The organism is Lutibacter sp., assembly GCF_046055765.1.
GTDB lineage: Bacteria > Bacteroidota > Bacteroidia > Flavobacteriales > Flavobacteriaceae > Lutibacter.
On the sequence record NZ_JASFZF010000131.1, the window covers coordinates 1 to 17,056 of the forward strand.

At 28.9% G+C, this 17,056-nt stretch carries 16 protein-coding genes and 1 other RNA gene; 6 read left to right on the plus strand and 11 right to left on the minus strand.

Annotation, left to right across the window (positions count from 1 at the left end; all coding sequences use genetic code 11):
* The 3 genes from ffs to fsa all read left to right on the plus strand — a co-directional run bounded on the left by ffs (position 1) and on the right by fsa (position 1,699).
* Positions 1 to 99: signal recognition particle sRNA small type (gene ffs / locus QM495_RS12265), an RNA gene on the plus strand.
* 82 nt (positions 100 to 181) lie between these two features.
* Positions 182 to 985: an SDR family oxidoreductase gene (locus QM495_RS12270; RefSeq protein WP_408672404.1), complete on the plus strand. Its 804-nt coding sequence runs from the start codon at positions 182 to 184 to the stop codon at positions 983 to 985.
* 60 nt (positions 986 to 1,045) lie between these two features.
* Positions 1,046 to 1,699 carry a fructose-6-phosphate aldolase gene (gene fsa / locus QM495_RS12275; protein WP_408672405.1) on the plus strand — a complete coding sequence of 218 codons (654 nt, stop codon included), beginning with the start codon at positions 1,046 to 1,048 and terminating at the stop codon, positions 1,697 to 1,699.
* 220 nt (positions 1,700 to 1,919) lie between these two features.
* On the opposite strand, the gene QM495_RS12280 is transcribed toward fsa, so the two are convergent.
* The 4 genes from QM495_RS12280 to argS all read right to left on the minus strand — a co-directional run bounded on the left by QM495_RS12280 (position 1,920) and on the right by argS (position 6,214).
* The gene (locus tag QM495_RS12280) at positions 1,920 to 2,342 is read right to left on the minus strand and encodes a hypothetical protein (protein ID WP_408672406.1); all 423 of its coding nucleotides are present in this window, start codon (positions 2,340 to 2,342) and stop codon (positions 1,920 to 1,922) included.
* Between the two features lie 11 nt (positions 2,343 to 2,353).
* Complete coding sequence (locus QM495_RS12285) at positions 2,354 to 2,770, minus strand: hypothetical protein (RefSeq protein WP_408672407.1); 417 nt, start codon at positions 2,768 to 2,770, stop codon at positions 2,354 to 2,356.
* Between the two features lie 161 nt (positions 2,771 to 2,931).
* On the minus strand, positions 2,932 to 4,320 hold the full coding sequence (gene lpdA / locus QM495_RS12290; RefSeq protein WP_408672408.1) for a dihydrolipoyl dehydrogenase: 1,389 nt from the start codon (positions 4,318 to 4,320) through the stop codon (positions 2,932 to 2,934).
* Positions 4,321 to 4,444: 124 nt separating this feature from the next.
* A complete protein-coding gene (argS, locus tag QM495_RS12295; RefSeq protein ID WP_408672409.1) occupies positions 4,445 to 6,214 on the minus strand; it encodes an arginine--tRNA ligase in 1,770 nt (589 codons plus the stop codon).
* Positions 6,215 to 6,299: 85 nt separating this feature from the next.
* Here argS and QM495_RS12300 point away from each other — a divergent pair, with 85 nt between their 5' ends.
* Positions 6,300 to 6,797 carry a YkgJ family cysteine cluster protein gene (locus QM495_RS12300; protein WP_408672410.1) on the plus strand — a complete coding sequence of 166 codons (498 nt, stop codon included), beginning with the start codon at positions 6,300 to 6,302 and terminating at the stop codon, positions 6,795 to 6,797.
* 472 nt (positions 6,798 to 7,269) lie between these two features.
* Here QM495_RS12300 and QM495_RS12305 read toward each other — a convergent pair whose 3' ends face one another.
* From QM495_RS12305 to QM495_RS12315, 3 genes are all read right to left on the minus strand, one after another.
* Positions 7,270 to 7,446, minus strand: a complete 177-nt coding sequence (locus QM495_RS12305; protein ID WP_408672411.1) for a hypothetical protein — start codon at positions 7,444 to 7,446, stop codon at positions 7,270 to 7,272.
* A gap of 44 nt (positions 7,447 to 7,490) precedes the next feature.
* Complete coding sequence (locus QM495_RS12310; RefSeq protein WP_408672412.1) at positions 7,491 to 7,997, minus strand: CAP domain-containing protein; 507 nt, start codon at positions 7,995 to 7,997, stop codon at positions 7,491 to 7,493.
* A 479-nt stretch (positions 7,998 to 8,476) separates the two neighbouring features.
* Positions 8,477 to 9,688, minus strand: coding sequence for an exo-beta-N-acetylmuramidase NamZ domain-containing protein (locus QM495_RS12315; RefSeq protein ID WP_408672413.1), 1,212 nt, complete (start codon positions 9,686 to 9,688; stop codon positions 8,477 to 8,479).
* An 8-nt stretch (positions 9,689 to 9,696) separates the two neighbouring features.
* On the opposite strand from QM495_RS12315, the gene QM495_RS12320 reads away from it, so the two are divergent.
* Together QM495_RS12320 and QM495_RS12325 are read left to right on the plus strand one after the other, a co-directional pair.
* Positions 9,697 to 10,932 (plus strand): ABC transporter permease, encoded by a 1,236-nt coding sequence (locus QM495_RS12320; RefSeq protein WP_408672414.1) that lies wholly within the window; start codon positions 9,697 to 9,699, stop codon positions 10,930 to 10,932.
* A gap of 89 nt (positions 10,933 to 11,021) precedes the next feature.
* The gene (locus QM495_RS12325) at positions 11,022 to 12,383 is read left to right on the plus strand and encodes a pyridoxal-phosphate dependent enzyme (protein WP_408672415.1); all 1,362 of its coding nucleotides are present in this window, start codon (positions 11,022 to 11,024) and stop codon (positions 12,381 to 12,383) included.
* A gap of 92 nt (positions 12,384 to 12,475) precedes the next feature.
* Here QM495_RS12325 and QM495_RS12330 read toward each other — a convergent pair whose 3' ends face one another.
* From QM495_RS12330 to QM495_RS12345, 4 genes are all read right to left on the minus strand, one after another.
* On the minus strand, positions 12,476 to 14,602 hold the full coding sequence (locus tag QM495_RS12330; protein WP_408672416.1) for a DPP IV N-terminal domain-containing protein: 2,127 nt from the start codon (positions 14,600 to 14,602) through the stop codon (positions 12,476 to 12,478).
* A gap of 76 nt (positions 14,603 to 14,678) precedes the next feature.
* Positions 14,679 to 15,686, minus strand: coding sequence for an endonuclease/exonuclease/phosphatase family protein (locus QM495_RS12335; RefSeq protein ID WP_408672417.1), 1,008 nt, complete (start codon positions 15,684 to 15,686; stop codon positions 14,679 to 14,681).
* Entirely contained in the window at positions 15,687 to 16,523 is an 837-nt protein-coding gene (locus QM495_RS12340; RefSeq protein ID WP_408672418.1) for a rhomboid family intramembrane serine protease, read from the minus strand.
* Positions 16,524 to 16,525: 2 nt separating this feature from the next.
* A partial coding sequence (locus QM495_RS12345) for a rhomboid family intramembrane serine protease (RefSeq protein ID WP_408672419.1) occupies positions 16,526 to 17,056 on the minus strand: 531 nt, incomplete at its 5' end.

The following is a 17,056-nucleotide window of genomic DNA, read 5'->3' on the forward strand; positions in this document are numbered from 1 at the left end:
GGGCAAGTCCTACACAACCAGCTCCCTTTGAATCCTCCAGGGCGGGAACGCAGCAAAGGTATTAGGTTGTAGCGGTGTGATGTAGGTAGCTTGCCTTTTTTTATGCGCTTTTGTTAAGTTTTTTTTCTTCTCTTAACTTTAACTTTTTAACTTTACATTTTTTAAATCTTATCGCTATTTTATGTCTAAAGTTGTTTTAATTACAGGAGGTTCATCAGGAATTGGGAAATCAGTTGGTCAATTTTTAACTCAAAAAGGATTTATTGTTTACGGAACTAGCAGAAATTCCGCCAAAATTATAAATCATCCTTTTAAATTAGTTTCTTTAGATGTAAATAATATAGAAACAATTGCTGAGGCAGTAAATGAAGTAATTTCAAATGAAGGACGATTAGATATTTTAATTAATAATGCAGGTATGGGAATTACGGGGCCAATTGAAGAAACTCCAACTGATGAAATGAGAAACGTTTTTAGTACTAATTTTTTTGGTGCAATTGATGTTATGAAAGCTGTTTTACCACAAATGCGTAAACAAAAAAGTGGATTGATAATTAACGTGACGTCTATTGCGGGTTATATGGGTTTACCGTTTAGAGGAATTTATTCGGCAACAAAAGGTGCTTTAGAAATTGTAACTGAAGCTATTCGTATGGAAGTTAAAAACTTTGGAATTGAAGTTACAAATGTAGCTCCTGGAGATTTTGCTACGAATATAGCTTCTGGAAGATACCACACACCTGTTTTTGAAAACTCGCCATACAAAGAAAACTATCAAAGTAATTTAGATTTAATGGATGCACACGTTGAAAGTGGAAGTGATCCCATTGAAATGGCTGAAGCTATTTATAAGATTATCAATACTAAAAAACCAAAAGTACATTATAAAGTAGGCGATTTTATGCAAAAATTTTCAATTGTATTAAAAAAAATACTACCAGATGTTATTTATGAAAAGTTATTAATGAATCATTATAAATTATAATCATTTAAGTACTTTTGCCAGGAATAAATAATTCAATATAAACTAAACAATATTTAAAGAATGAAATTTTTTATTGACACTGCAAACCTAGATCAAATTAAAGAAGCACAAGCTTTAGGAATCTTAGATGGCGTAACAACAAACCCATCATTAATGGCTAAAGAAGGAATTACTGGTGCAGCTAATATTATTAATCATTATAAAGCTATTTGTGAGCTTGTAGATGGAGATGTTAGTGCAGAAGTAATTGCAACAGATTTTGAAGGAATGGTAAAAGAAGGAGAAGAATTGGCAGCGTTGCATTCTCAAATTGTTGTAAAATTACCAATGATTGCTGATGGAATAAAAGCGTGTAAATATTTTTCGGACAAAGGAATTAAAACCAATGTAACGTTAGTATTTTCAGCTGGGCAAGCGTTGTTAGCAGCAAAAGCAGGAGCAACTTATATGTCACCTTTTATTGGTCGTTTAGATGATATTTCAACTGATGGATTAGGATTGATTACTGAAATTAGACATATTTATGATAACTATGGTTTCGAAACTCAAATATTAGCTGCTTCTGTGCGTCATACTATGCATATTATGGATTGTGCAAAAATTGGTGCAGATGTTATGACGGGGCCTTTAAGTGCAATTAAAGGATTGTTAAAACATCCTTTAACTGATATTGGTTTAGCGCAGTTTTTAGCTGATTATAAAAAAGGAAATTAGTTAGATTTGCAATTGTAGATTTAAGAATAACAAAAAAGGAATTGCTTAAGCAATTCCTTTTTTGTTTAAATTTTTATAAAATTAGTATGAAGATGTGTCATACTGAGCTTATCGAAGTATAGTTTCAGTTTCTTATAAAGTTAAAAAAAACCGTAAAATGTCATTCTGAAGCAAGTTCAGAATAATGTCTTTTTTTATGAGTTTTAAACAGTTTTCTTAACTAAACGGTTTTAAAACTATAAACTTTACCTTTAAAAGTGTATTGGATTTCTTTTACAGTCTCATTTTTAATTTTTTCCATTTCACCTTCATTTAATTCAAAATCAATTTCTGTATAGGATGATGCAGTATTTTTTATCTTATTAGATTCAATATCCGTATTATCAGAATTTAATGTTAGTCTATCCTTTTTAAAAACAAAAGTAAGCGTAGAGCCAACTCTTTTAATTTTTGTAGAAAAATCTCCAATAATAATAGTTTTAATAAATGGGAATCCACCTAACTCTTCAAAATCTAAATATACATTGTTAGTTAAATCTTCTGCATATTTAGTGCCTCCGTTAAATTCTATTTTAGGAAATACTATTTCGGAAGGAGTTTCTTGTTTTTTTGATTTTAATAGGTTTGAAAATGAAAAAGCCATGCTAACTTATTTTAATTATGATATACTTGATTATGAGCTAAATCTGTTCCGCATGATTTACACTTTGCAGCAGTTCCTGAACCTCCATTACAACCATTAGGACACGTATAATGATAAACACCTAATGCATTTTGTGTTGGTGATATAGATGCATTTGTTGGAGTGCCTAAATTTGATTTAGGCACATTTAATGGGCCATTTTTTAAAAACTCATCATTATGAAATGCAGCATTATGTATGTAAGGAGTATTACACGTAGGACAATTACTTGCAATATTACTCCCACTATTTTCACATTTATTAACGCAAATATAATGCTTAACTGTAACCGTAATTTTCTTTTTTACTTGTTTATTTTCAGGTTTCTTTTCTTTACAAGAAATTACAATTGCAAAAATGGAAATGAATAATACTTTTAATGCTTTCATACAAAAACAGGTTGTTAATTTTTCAAATATAACATAAAATTATAAGTTTTGGTAAGTTATTTTTGATGTGTAATTATTTAAAATCACTTTCTTTATAACTTATTTAAAAATAGAAAAGTCCTAACAATTTTGTTAGGACTTTTAATAAATGTATATACTTTTTATAAGTGAATTACTTCATCATAAGCATCGGCAACAGCTTCCATAACTGCTTCACTCATAGTTGGATGTGGATGAATTGTTTTTAATACTTCGTGACCGGTAGTTTCTAATTTTCTTCCTAAAACGGCTTCAGCAATCATATCCGTTACACCAGCACCAATCATATGGCAACCTAACCATTCACCATATTTAGCATCAAAAATCACTTTTACAAAACCATCTGGTGTTCCAGCTGCTTTTGCTTTTCCTGATGCTGAAAACGGAAATTTACCAACTTTCAATTCGTAGCCTTGTTCTATTGCTTGAGCTTCAGTTAAACCAACACTCGCAATTTCTGGGGTTGCATACGTACACCCAGGGACATTCCCATAATCAATAGTTTCAGTATGTAAACCCGCAAGCTTTTCAACACAAGTAATTCCTTCTGCCGAAGCAACGTGTGCTAATGCTTGACCAGGAACAACATCACCAATAGCATAATATCCAGGAATGTTAGTTTGGTAAAAATCGTCTACTAATATTTTATCTCTGTCTACAACAATTCCAACATCTTCTAAACCAATGTTTTCAATATTAGATTTTATTCCAACAGCTGAAAGTAATACGTCAGCTTCTAAAATTTCTTTTCCTTTTTTAGTTTTAACAACTGCTTTTACTCCAGCTCCCGAAATATCTACAGATTCAACAGAAGAATTAGTCATTACTTTTATTTTTGACTTTTTGAAAGAACGTTCAAATTGTTTTGAAATATCAATATCTTCTACTGGAACTAAATTTGGTAAAAACTCAACAATAGTAACCTCTGTTCCCATTGAATTGTAGAAATGTGCAAATTCAACACCAATAGCACCAGAACCAACAACAATCATTTTTTTAGGTTGCTTTGGTAATGTTAAAGCTTCACGATACCCAATTACTTTTTTCCCATCTTGTGGTAAATTTGGTAACTCACGAGAACGTGCACCTGTTGCAATTATAATATTGTTCGCACTGTATTCAGTAACTTTTCCTTCAGCATCAGTAACATCAACTTTTTTACCAGTTTTAATTTTTCCGAAACCGTCAATAACATCAATTTTATTTTTTTTCATCAAAAATTGAACACCTTTACTCATTCCTTCAGCAACATTTCTACTACGTTTAATAACAGCCTCAAAATCTTTATCAATAGCTTCAGCTTTTAAACCATATTGATCAACATGTTTTAAATAATCGTACACCTGAGCACTTTTTAGTAAGGCTTTTGTTGGAATACATCCCCAGTTTAAACAAATTCCGCCTAAATTTTCTTTCTCAACAATGGCTACTTTAAATCCAAGTTGTGAAGCTCTAATTGCTGTTACGTAACCTCCAGGACCACTTCCAATAATTATAATATCGTATTTCATGTGTTTTTGTTTAAATGTTAGTTTAGCTACACTTCTGTGGCAAATTTAAGTATTTATTATTTTTTAATTTTAAAATTACCTTTAAATGACTAAAAGGTTTTCGGAAAATTAATTTTTGATAATTTTACATCCTTTCAGGGACATTAATTCCTAGTAATTTAAATGCAGACTTAATAATTTCTGAAACTTTAGCTGAAAGTTGTGTTCTGATAATTTTTTCTTGTTCGTTTTCACAACCTAAAATAGGTACAGTTTGGTAAAAAGAATTGTAGTCTTTTACTAAATCGTATGTGTAATTTGCGATTAATGCCGGACTATGATTTTTTGCTGCTAGCTGAATTGTTTCAGGGAACAGTTGTAATTGTTTAATTAACGAACGTTCTTTTTTATGTAATTTAAGATTACTAATTTCCTGATTATAATTAAATGTAGCTTTTCTTAAAATAGATTGAATTCTTGCATACGTGTATTGAATAAAAGGGCCTGTATTACCAGCAAAATCTACGGATTCTTCAGGGTTGAATAAAATTCGTTTTTTAGGGTCAACTTTTAAAATGTAATATTTTAAAGCACCTAAACCAATGATTTTGTACAATGTTGCTTTTTCTTCTTCAGAATAGCCTTCTAATTTTCCTAATTCTTGAGAAATATCTCCTGCAGTTTTCGTCATTTCAAGCATTAAGTCATCTGCATCAACCACAGTTCCCTCTCTCGATTTCATTTTACCACTTGGTAAATCTACCATTCCATAAGATAAGTGGTAACAATTTTTAGCCCAATCAAAACCTAATTTATCTAAAATTAGAAACAATACTTTAAAATGGTAATCTTGTTCATTTCCAACAGTGTACACCAATTCGTCTAAGTTAAAATCTTTAAAACGCTCAATAGCAGTTCCAATATCTTGCGTCATATAAACAGCAGTTCCGTCAGCTCTTAAAACAATTTTTTCATCTAAGCCTTCCTCAGTTAAATCAATCCAAACGGAGCCATCTTCTTTTTTATAAAATATACCTTTTTTAAGGCCTTCAGCAACAATATCTTTTCCTAGTAAATAGGTGTTACTTTCGTAATAATTTTTATCGAAATTAACTCCGAGTTCTTTATAGGTTTCATCAAAACCGGTATATACCCATTGATTCATTTTTTTCCAAAGAGCAACAACTTCAGCATCACCTGCTTCCCATTTTAACAACATTTTTTGTGCATCTAATATGATTGGAGCTTCACTTTTTGCTTCTTTTTCAGTTTTACCCTCTACAATTAATTGTGCAATTTCTGCTTTATATTCTTGATCGAATTTTACATAATAATTACCAACTAATTTATCGCCTTTTAAGCCAGTGCTTTTAGGAGTTTCACCATTTCCAAAACGTTGCCAGGCCAACATACTTTTACAAATATGAATTCCACGATCGTTAATAATTTGGGTTTTATATACTTTTTTCCCTGAAGCCTTTATAATTTCAGCAACCGAATAGCCTAATAAGTTGTTTCTAATATGTCCTAAATGTAGTGGCTTATTTGTGTTTGGAGAGGAATATTCAACCATAACTGCCTTCTCATTTAGATTAGGAGTTATAAAACCAAAATTTTCTGTTTTAAGAATGTTATTAAAACTTGAAATAAAGTACGAATCATCAATGACTAAGTTTAAAAAACCTTTTATTACATTAAAATCAGAAACTTGTGATACGTTTTCTTTTAAATATTCACCAATTTTAGTTCCAATTTCAACTGGATTTCCTTTTACAACACGTAAAAATGCAAAAATAACAATGGTAATATCACCTTCGAAATCTTTTTTAGTAGCTTGAAATTCAACCGATTCAATAGCTGAATTGTAAATTTCTTTAAAACCTTTTTTTATGGCTATTTCTAAAATGTTTTGCATAATTTTTTTACTCAATTATTTGGAAGTGCAAAAATACATAAATTTTGAAAATTTTTAATTGTATTTTTGTGGTTAAATTATAAGAATGGAAGAGTTTTTAAAAGAGTTACCTGAATTAGCAAAAGAAAAATACCTAGAAAACAAGAAGTATTTTGCTAAATTAAAAAAACGAACTCCAAAGCGTTTGGATTTATTAATGCAAGATTTACACCATAAAGAGTTTGAACAAACTGATTGTTTAACCTGTGGTAATTGTTGTAAAACTACAAGTCCAATTTTTACAGAAAAGGATATTCAACGAATTTCAAAACATTTAAAAATGAAGGTTGTGAATTTTATTTCACAGTATTTAGATAGAGATGGAGATGATTTTTATGTACTTAAAACTGCTCCTTGTACTTTTTTAGATTTGAGTGATAATTCCTGTTTTATTTATGATGTGCGTCCAAAAGCGTGTAGTGAATATCCACATACTAATCGTAGAAAGTTTATCCAAATTACAGATTTAACCTTGAAAAATACAGGGATTTGCCCAGCTACTTATAACATTGTTGAGGCTTTGAAGAAGAAGTTGCCACTTTAAGTTTTTAAAAGATTAGTTAGAATGCTCTGATTACCCAAGTTGTTTGTATTTGTAAGTTTTATTATTTATTAGTTTAAATTTACTTGTTGCGTTGAATATTATTATGTGTTTTGTTTGTGATGGATAGTGGTGAGCGGTATTCTTAAAAAATAGATTATTTTTTAAACGGTTAAGGGAACTCATATTTAATATTTATAACCCCTTACAAATACTAAATAGTTCCCTTATACTCCCTAAAAAGATTGGATATTGACAGGGTAATTAGGTAAAACTACCCTATTGAAAATATTTTCTTGAAATTAATATGAAATTCTAAATTTAATTTTTTTAACTACCGTGTGGGGACGATAGTTAGATTCTATCTACTTATAACTACCGTTGTGGGGACGATATTTATATTCTATCTACTTATAACTACCAGTTGTGGGGACAATTTTATGTAATTAATATCCAATGTATATAGAATACTTTTTTATAATAAGGCACAATTATGTGGGAAAATGTTTTTCCCCGCTTTATTTAAATAACTAAATCCTGGCATTAAAGTATTAATGTATATTCTTTCTATTTTAGTAGTAGCTACTTTTCTTTTATGATTGTTTTTAATCAATTTTAAATAAGGTTCGTTATTTAAGGCATTTGCTTTCATAATTATTATTTTGGGGGTGAATTAATTATAAGTGTAGGGTTAATTTATTTTTTAATAAAAATTTGAGTGAAATAATTTCTATGCTCTTGGTTTGCATCGGTAGAAATTCCAAAATGTGTATATTCAGGGTTTTCAATAATGGCTTTGTGTTCTGGACTGTTTAACCAGCCATAAACAACACCTTCAGCAGAATTAAAGCCATAGGCTACATTTTCTCCAACACTTTTAGCTCCAGCATTATCCATTAAATTTTGAGATCGCTGGCTAAAATTATCATGATTTACTTCACCTTTCTCAATCATATAATTTGTGTGTCCATCAGCAACACCAGAAATTATATCTAATTTTGTAAGTGTATTTAATCCAATACTGCTTCTATGATTATTTATTAAATCTAATATTTGAGATTCAATAGTTGAATATGTGACATTAGAAGTATTTACAACTTCAGCTGTGTTATTAAAATAAACACCATCTTCTTCAGGTGAACAAGAAAATAATAGAAAGCTAAAAAGAAAAATAGCTGTGAGGTTTAGGGATAAAGTTTTCATTTTTGAGGGGTTATTGGGGTTAAACTTTTAAGTTTATTTGTGTTTAAGGGTTTCGTTTTTAGGGTTGATTTATTTTTCTGAATTGGGAAGTATTTTTTGTTTTGTTTTTAGGGTTAATTTATTTGTTTTTTAATATTGGGGTTCATAATTAAGGTTTAATTACACATCAAATGTAATAATAAAAAGTTATAAATCAAATAAAAAATCAAAAAACACACCATTTATTATGAAAAACATACCATTTGTTAGTAATAACAACTATTGATATATATTAAAATAACTACTTTGAATAATGTATTCTACCATTTATTTGTAAAAACGAGTATATTATTATATATAACGAGCATAAAAAATAGTAAAAAACACATCATAAAAGCGCTTTTATTATTATAATACTTAACTGAAATAGTTAAAATGTTGAATGAAAGAAAAAATTTAAGTGAATTTTTCGATTAAAAAAATATGAATATAATTACTTTTTAGTCATATATCAAATAGGTTTTTCTAACCTTTTTAAAGTCTTCAATTCCCTTTTGCCATGAGTTGTAAATTTCTTCAATTGAAATATGATGTTCAATTTGTTCTTGTAATTTTTTTGTACCTGCAAGTTTTGTGAAAAAGCTATTAAAAAAATTACTCTTATCGAGAGTTGATGAATAGGCCTTAATTAAATATGATAAATCAATTTTGGATAAATAATCAGTTTTACTTAAATCCAAACCACAACATTTATTACCTTGATGTTTCGGATATTTTGCCCCAAAATTTGGTTGAGGTGTAAAACAATAATCGAAATTTTTATTTTCCATAAAGGGGGATCCAAAAATTTGAAATTGTTTTTCTGTACCTCGCCCAACACTAACATTTGTACCTTCAAAAAAACATAAACTAGGATATAAATTTATTGATTTTTTATTTGGTAAGTTAGGTGATGGCTTAATAGGTAAGTTATACTTTTTGTTATGATTGTAATTTTGTAATGGTACAACAGTTAAATTACATTTTACATTATTTTTTAGCCATTGTTGACCGTTAATCATTTGCGCATATTCTCCAATTGTCATTCCATAAACGACAGGTATTGGATGCATTCCAACAAAACTTGCATGTGCTATTTCTAACGTTGGGCCATCTATATAGTGTCCATTTGGATTTGGTCGATCAAGCACAATTAGCGGTATTCCCAATTCTGCACAAGCTTCCATCACATAATGAAGTGTAGAAATATAAGTGTAAAAACGTACGCCAACATCCTGAATGTCAAAAATAACAATATCAATTCCTCCTAATTGTTCTTGTGAAGGTTTTTTATTTTTACCATATAGTGAAATAAGTGGAAGACCAGTTTTTGGATCTTTACCATTAGTTACTTTTTCTCCAGCATCAGCATTTCCTCTAAAACCATGCTCAGGAGAGAAAACAGTTTTTATGTTTATTTTCAATTTAATTAAGCTATCAACTAAATGTATAAATTTTCCATTTTTTTTTTTGATTATTGAAGTTTGATTAGCTACAATTGCAATATTTTTTTCTCTTAATAATGTTAAATATAATTTTGTTTGTTGTGCACCGGTTTCAATTTGTTTAAATGTATCTTTTTTGGAAGTTGAAACTTGACCACAAGAAATCAAACTAAAAAATAATAAAGAAACCAATAAGAAATATGTATTTTTGAACGAATAAGAAATCATTGTTAAAATTGAATTACGAGTTATTTATTGCTAAGCGTATTATTACTGCTAAAAAGTATAAAAGTAGTATATCTTCACCTATAATAAAAATTGCAATTATTGCGATTGCTATTGGAATGGTTATTATGATGATTGCTATAGGGACAGGTATTGGATTACAACAAAAAATACGTGAAAAATTATCTGGTTTTAATGGTCATATTCAAATTACTAATTTTGATAATAATAATTCTGAAATTACGTTAGAACCAATATCTAAAATTCAAAATTTTTATCCTGAGTTTACAAATATAGGTGGAATTAAAAACGTACAAGTTTTTGCTACAAAACCAGGAATTATTAGAACTGAAACCGATTTTGAAGGAATAATTTTTAAAGGTGTTTCTAACGATTATGACTGGTCTTTTTTTAAAGAATATTTGGTAGAAGGAATTGTTCCCAATTATGATACTAATGTATCTTTTGATGTGTTAATTTCAAGTGAAATTTCTAACAGATTAAATATTAACTTAAATGAGGAGTTTAATATCCTCTTTGTAAAAGATGATCCTGCTAAAGCACCCTGGTTAAGAGTTGTAAAAGTTATTGGAATTTATAATTCAGGATTTCAGGATTTTGATAAAAATTTTGTAATTGCAGACATAAGGCACATTCAAAAAATGAATAAATGGTCAGGTAATGATGTAGGTGGCTTTGAAGTGATACTTAATAATTTTGATGATATACAAGAAAAAAGTAATGAAATTTATAAAGAAACGGCCTCAACATTAAATAGTCAAAGTATTATTGAAAAATATCCTGCAATATTTGAATGGATTGGTTTATTCGATACTAATATTTATTTAATTATAGTCATTATGGTTTTAGTTGCAGGAATTAATATGATAACAGCTTTATTAGTACTTATCTTAGAACGTACGCAAATGATAGGAATACTTAAAGCCTTAGGAAGTAGCAATGTTAGTATTCGGAAAGTATTTTTATATAATGCCAGTTATTTAATTTTAAGAGGCTTATTTTGGGGTAATTTAATCGGTTTAATTATTTTAGCAATTCAAAAGTATGGGAAAATTATATCCTTAAATCCAGAAACATATTATGTAAATACAGTACCTATTTATTTAGATGCGGGTTATATTTTATTGTTAAATATTGGCACCTTATTATTATGCCTAATAATGTTAATAATTCCTTCTTTAATCATTACAAAAATTAGCCCTGTAAAATCTATTAAGTTTGAGTAATTTACAAGAATTATTTCGTCTAAGATTTTAACAATAACAATCTATCTTTTTTATAAAATATGGTACATTTGCACCACAAAATTAAAAAAATGAAGTACGCTAAAAATATATTAGAAACTATAGGAAATACACCTTTAGTAAAACTAAATAAAACTGTTGAAGAAATTGATGCTTTGGTGCTAGCTAAAGTTGAAACATTTAATCCTGGAAATTCAGCTAAAGATAGAATGGCCGTTAAAATGATTGATGATGCAGAAAGTCAAGGTTTATTAAAACCAGGGGGAACAATTATTGAAGGAACTTCAGGAAATACAGGAATGGGTTTGGCTTTGGTTGCTATTATACGTGGATACAAATTAATTTGTGTTATTAGCGATAAGCAATCTAAGGAAAAAATGGATATTTTAAGAGCAGTAGGTGCTGAGGTTATTGTTTGCCCAACCAATGTAGAGCCGGAAGATGCACGTTCATATTATTCAGTTTCTAAGCGTTTAGCTACTGAAACCCCAAACTCTTGGTATGTAAATCAATATGATAATCCATCAAACTTATTGGCACATTATGAAAGTACTGGTCCAGAAATATGGGAGCAAACCGATGGTAAAATAACTCATTTTGTAGTAGGAGTAGGAACAGGAGGAACAATTTCTGGTATTGGAAAATATTTAAAAGAAAAAAATCCAACTATTAAAATTTGGGGAATTGATACTTATGGTTCAGTATTTAAAAAATATCATGAAACTGGTATTTTTGATGAAAATGAAATTTATCCATACATCACGGAAGGGATTGGTGAAGATATATTACCTAAAAATGTTGATTTTAGTGTTATTGATGGTTTTACCAAAGTAACCGATAAAGATGGCGCCGTTTATACACGTAAAATTGCTAAAGAAGAAGGTATTTTTGTTGGGAATTCTGCAGGCTCAGCAGTAAAAGGATTGTTGCAGTTAAAAGAACATTTTAAGAAAGATGATGTTGTTGTTGTGATGTTTCATGACCATGGAAGTAGATATGTTGGTAAAATGTTTAATGATGATTGGATGCGTGAAAGAGGTTTTTTAGATGAAGAAAAAGTAAATGCCATTGATTTAATTAAAGATAGAATTAAAATACCTTTAATAACAGTAAAAACCGAAGAATTAGTTTCACATGCAATTGAGAGAATGCGTACAAATGATATTTCTCAAATACCTGTAACAGACGTTCAAGGATTTGTGGGTTCAGTTGATGAAAGTGAATTATTTAGGTTGTATTTTGATGATAAGAATATTGCAAATAAGCCAATAAAAGATGTTATGGGAACTTCTTTTCCTATCGTAAAAAGTGATACATCTATTGATGAAATTTCAAAATTAATTAATAAAGAAAATAGTGCTGTATTGGTTGATTTAGGAAATGATAAATTTCATATTATTACCAAGCATGATGTTATAAGATCTATTCAGTAATAGTAGTTATTTGTCAAACTGAGCTTGTCGAAGTTTCTTATATTAAAATATTTCGACAAGCTCAATATGACAGTTAGTATTAAAAATATACTCTACTTATTATTTTCTACAATATATTCAAGCATTTTTTTAACTAAATGAACTCTATCAACTCCACGAATATTATGAGGGTGCATTGGATACGTAAAATAGTCAATTTGTACTTTTTGTTTTATAGCTTCTAGTAAAAGCGTCATACTATGTTGTGGGACCACTGTTGGGTCTACACTTCCGTTTATGATAAGCATTTTCCCTTCTAGATTTTTAATGTAGTTATGAACTTTTGCTTTTTTGTAGCCTTCTGGATTTTCTTGTGGAGTGTCCATATAGCGTTCACCATACATTACTTCATAATATTTCCAGTCAGTTACAGGACCACCAGCAACAGCAGTTGTAAACACTCCAGGGTTTCGTAACATTAAACTTGTAGTCATAAAACCTCCATAACTCCAGCCGTTAACGGCAATTCTTTTACTATCAACAAAATTTAACGATTTTAAATATTCAATACCAGTTAATTGATCTTCAATTTCCGCATCTCCTAAATTTCTATGAATTACACTTTCAAAAGTAAAACCTCTATTTGCAGAACCTCTGTTATCCAACGTAAAAACAATATAATTTTCTAAAGTAGCAAAAGCAGGCAACCATAAACTTGAACCTCCTAGCCAAGAATTGGTAACTAATTGTGCATGAGGACCACCATAAACATATACTAAAACAGGGTATTTTTTTGAAGCATCAAAATCAGCTGGTTTTGTGATTTTCGCATACAAATCTGTGCCATCATTTCCTTTTAAAGTTAGAAACTCTGTAGTTCCTAATTTAAAATCTTTTAAAGGATTTTCAGCTTTTAAAATAGCAATTGTTTCCCCTTTTTTTGTATCAGTAATTACAATATTTCTTGGTATTGTTAAACTAGAGTAACTATCAATTAAATATGCACCATTTGTGCTTAACTGTGTTCTGTGAGTAGCGCTTTTCTTCGTGATTTTTGTGTATTTACCTGATTTTAAATTTACTTTAAATGTATGAGATTCTCTTGCATCAGTTCCAGTACCTGTAATAAAAACATTTTTTCCTTTGGTGTCAAATCCTAAAATTCCAGTTATCACCCAATTAAATTTAGTTAATTGTTTTACTAATTTACCTTCGGTTGTGTATTGGTATAAATTCATAAAACCATCACGTTCACTAAACCATAAAAAGTTGGTAGTACTATTAGGTAGAAAAACTGCATCAAATTCAGGTTCAGTCCATTTAGGGTTTTGTTCTTCAAATAAAGTGTTTACTTTTTCTCCTGTTTCAATATTATATTTATTGTACCATACATGGTTTTGACCTCTGTTTATTTCAGCAACCAATACATATTTTTCATCAGGAGTCCAAGATAAATTTGTTAAATAATGCTCATCGGAAGTATCAATGTTTAAGTAGCTAGTTTTTGAAGTTTTTAAATTAAAAATACCAATTTTAGCAATTTCGCTCCCTTGTCCTGCCATTGGATATTTAATATTTCTTAATGTTGCTGGATACGTAGTTATATCAACTAATGGGTAATTAGTTACATTGCTTTCATCTTTCTGATAAAAGGCCAGAAAATTACCCTTAGGGCTCCAAAAAGTTCCTTTTACAATACCAAATTCACTTCTGTGAATTGCTTGTCCCGAAACAATGTTTTTATCCTTAATTTTAGTAACAGCAATCTTTGGTTTTGAAGCTGTTGCAACATATAAATTATTATCTAAAGTATAGGCAATCGCTTCAGCTTTTGAATTGTATTCATTGTTTTGAGCTCCATCATCAAATTTAATTGATATGTTTTTTTCGTTAATTTCATAGTTAAAAACTTCAATGGAATTACCATTTCTAAAAGAAAATTTAGCTGATGTTATTTCTTGTAAACGGGGGAAACGTTTTAAAGCTGGATATATGGCTTGTAGTTGATTTAAAGAAATAGTTTTAATTTTACTATTTGTTTTAGCATTGGTAAAAACTAAATTATTTTCTTGTTGAAAAACATAAATAGATGAATTGTCAACCCATTTTAAATTTTGTAATGAAGTTGGATATAAATCTTTGTAATACCCTAAAACGGCATCATCAATTGTTAATTTTTTTTGTTGTGAAAAACCTAAAAAAAAGGTACTTAATAATAGAAATAGAACTATTTTTTTCATTTGTAGAGTTATTTTAGTGATAAGTAACAAAGTTACTTAATTAAAGTAGTTGAATGCTGATGTTTATCAGTTGTTACTAAAAATTTAAACGTGCCATGATTGGAAAATGATCTGAATATTCTACGCTGTATGTTTTAAAATTATTGACTTCAATTTTTTTATCAACTAAAATAAAATCTATTCTAAATGGAAAAGGGTAATTGTATGTTTTTCCAAAACCTTTTCCAGCAATTTCAAACGCATCATTTTTACCTATTTTTAATTGGTGGTAAGCCCAAGAAAAAGCAGTGTTATTAAAATCGCCACAGATAATAGATTTATGTTTTAAATGAGCTTGATGTTCAACAATTAAATTAACTTGATTATTTTGTTTTTTGAAAGCGTTTTGAAGTCTAATTCTTAGTTTTTCTGAATTTTCTGTACTAAAAGTTTCTGCTTTTGGGTTTGTTTTAAGAGTTTCTAAATGAACGTTATATATTCTAATAGTATCTTTATTTTTTATGATATCAGCAAAAATGGTATTGTTATTACTCTTTGGGAAATTTAGCGAACCAGAATTTATGATTTTGTACTTCGAAAAAATTGCTTGCCCAAAATTTTCTTTGGTATTCACTTTTACAAAATGATAGTTGTATTTGAAACCTAAGTTTTCAGTTTTACTAAATTCTTGTAAACATAAAATGTCAGGATTTTTGATATTTATAAATTTAAAAATATTTTGAGGTATATCATCATTTTCAATAGATTTATAAATGTTAAACATTCTAACATTGTAACTCATTATTTTTAAATCGTTATTCAATAATATTTTTTTTTCTTCAAATGAATAAAATTTTGTAATATATTGAAAACCAACAAGTAATACCACTGTTGAAATTAAAAATGATTTCTTGAATTTAACAATCCAATATACTATAAACAGTAGGTTTATGATAATTAATATTGGTGTAGTTAAACTTGTTAGCGAAAGTATTGGAAGTGTATTTGGTGATATGTAATAACTTAAAAATGAAACAAGTAAAAAGGTTGCAATTAACGAATTAATAGCAGCAATTAATTTATCTATGAGGGATAACTTTTTCATTTATTTTTTTCCAGCTCTAAATAAAAAATCTTTTTCCTCTTGTGTTAAACTTTCGTAACCCGATTTTCCAATTTTATCTAAAATATCATTAATTTTTCGTTGTTTAGTTTTAGAAACTTCGTTAGCATTAGCTCTTTTTTTTGTTTTGTAAACAGCTTTAAAAGGTGATTTATTTTTAGGCTTCAGTGCATTTGTAAAAAAATCTAAAATTGTTTCAAACCATTTACCAATATCATTTCCTTGTTCTAATTGTTTTGAATATATAAATCCAAAAACTGCCCCACTAATATGTGCAATTGCAGAACCTTTATCTGGGTTTACAAGTTGTAAAATACTTAAAGCAACCCAAATGGCAGCCAACACCCACAACTCAACACTTCCAATAAAACGTAATCTAAGTGCATATCTTGGTGTTTTTGTTGCCATAGCAATAAAAATAGTAGAAACAGCTGCTGATGCTCCTGCTAATGGAAGAGCATTAGTTTTATGAATAAAATAATAGTAGAGAAGGAACATCATTCCACCAAAAATTGCTCCTAAAAAGTAAAAGTTCAAAAATTGTTTTTTAGTATAAAAATCTAAAAACAAGTTTCCAATATAATATAAAACTAGTAAGTTTGATAATACATGAAATAAGTTTTGATGTATAAATGCATAACTTATAAGTGTCCAAGGTTTAAATAAAAAAGTATCTAAATTAGAGGGTAATGCAAACCATTGAATACTAAACTTAGTAAGAATAACTGTTACTAAAAATAAAAATACATTAATGTAAATTATTTTTTCAACAATGTTTGCTTTGGAAAAGGCATATTTTATGTCGTTTATTATATTCAAAATTAGTTCCAGCGTTTAAATTGGTTTTGTTTCCAATACCAAGCAATTATAAATCCAATAAGCGCACCACCAATGTGTGCAAAGTGAGCTACATTCCCTATCGAATATTTAGTCATTCCAAAAAATAAATCTCCGGCAATTATAGCAGGTATAAAATATTTTGCAGCAATAGGAACAGGGAAAAATATCAGTGCTAATTTTGAATTTGGAAATGATAAACCAAAAGCGACCAATACTCCGTATATGGCACCAGATGCCCCAATAGCTGAGGCATGATATGTTGTATAAAATTCAGCTAAACTTTCTTTTGGAATTTGTTCTAAAATTTGAGAATTATAACTTCCAGTAGTTAATAAATGTTGAATATCAGCAGCTGAAACTCCAATTTTGATTAATTCTTCATATATACCATTAAATTGAAAATAATTTACCAATGTGTAAATAGCACCAGCTCCTAATCCGGCTGAAAAGTAAAAGAATAAAAATTTATTTCTGCCCCACATTTGTTCTAAAGGTGTTCCAAAAGCCCATAA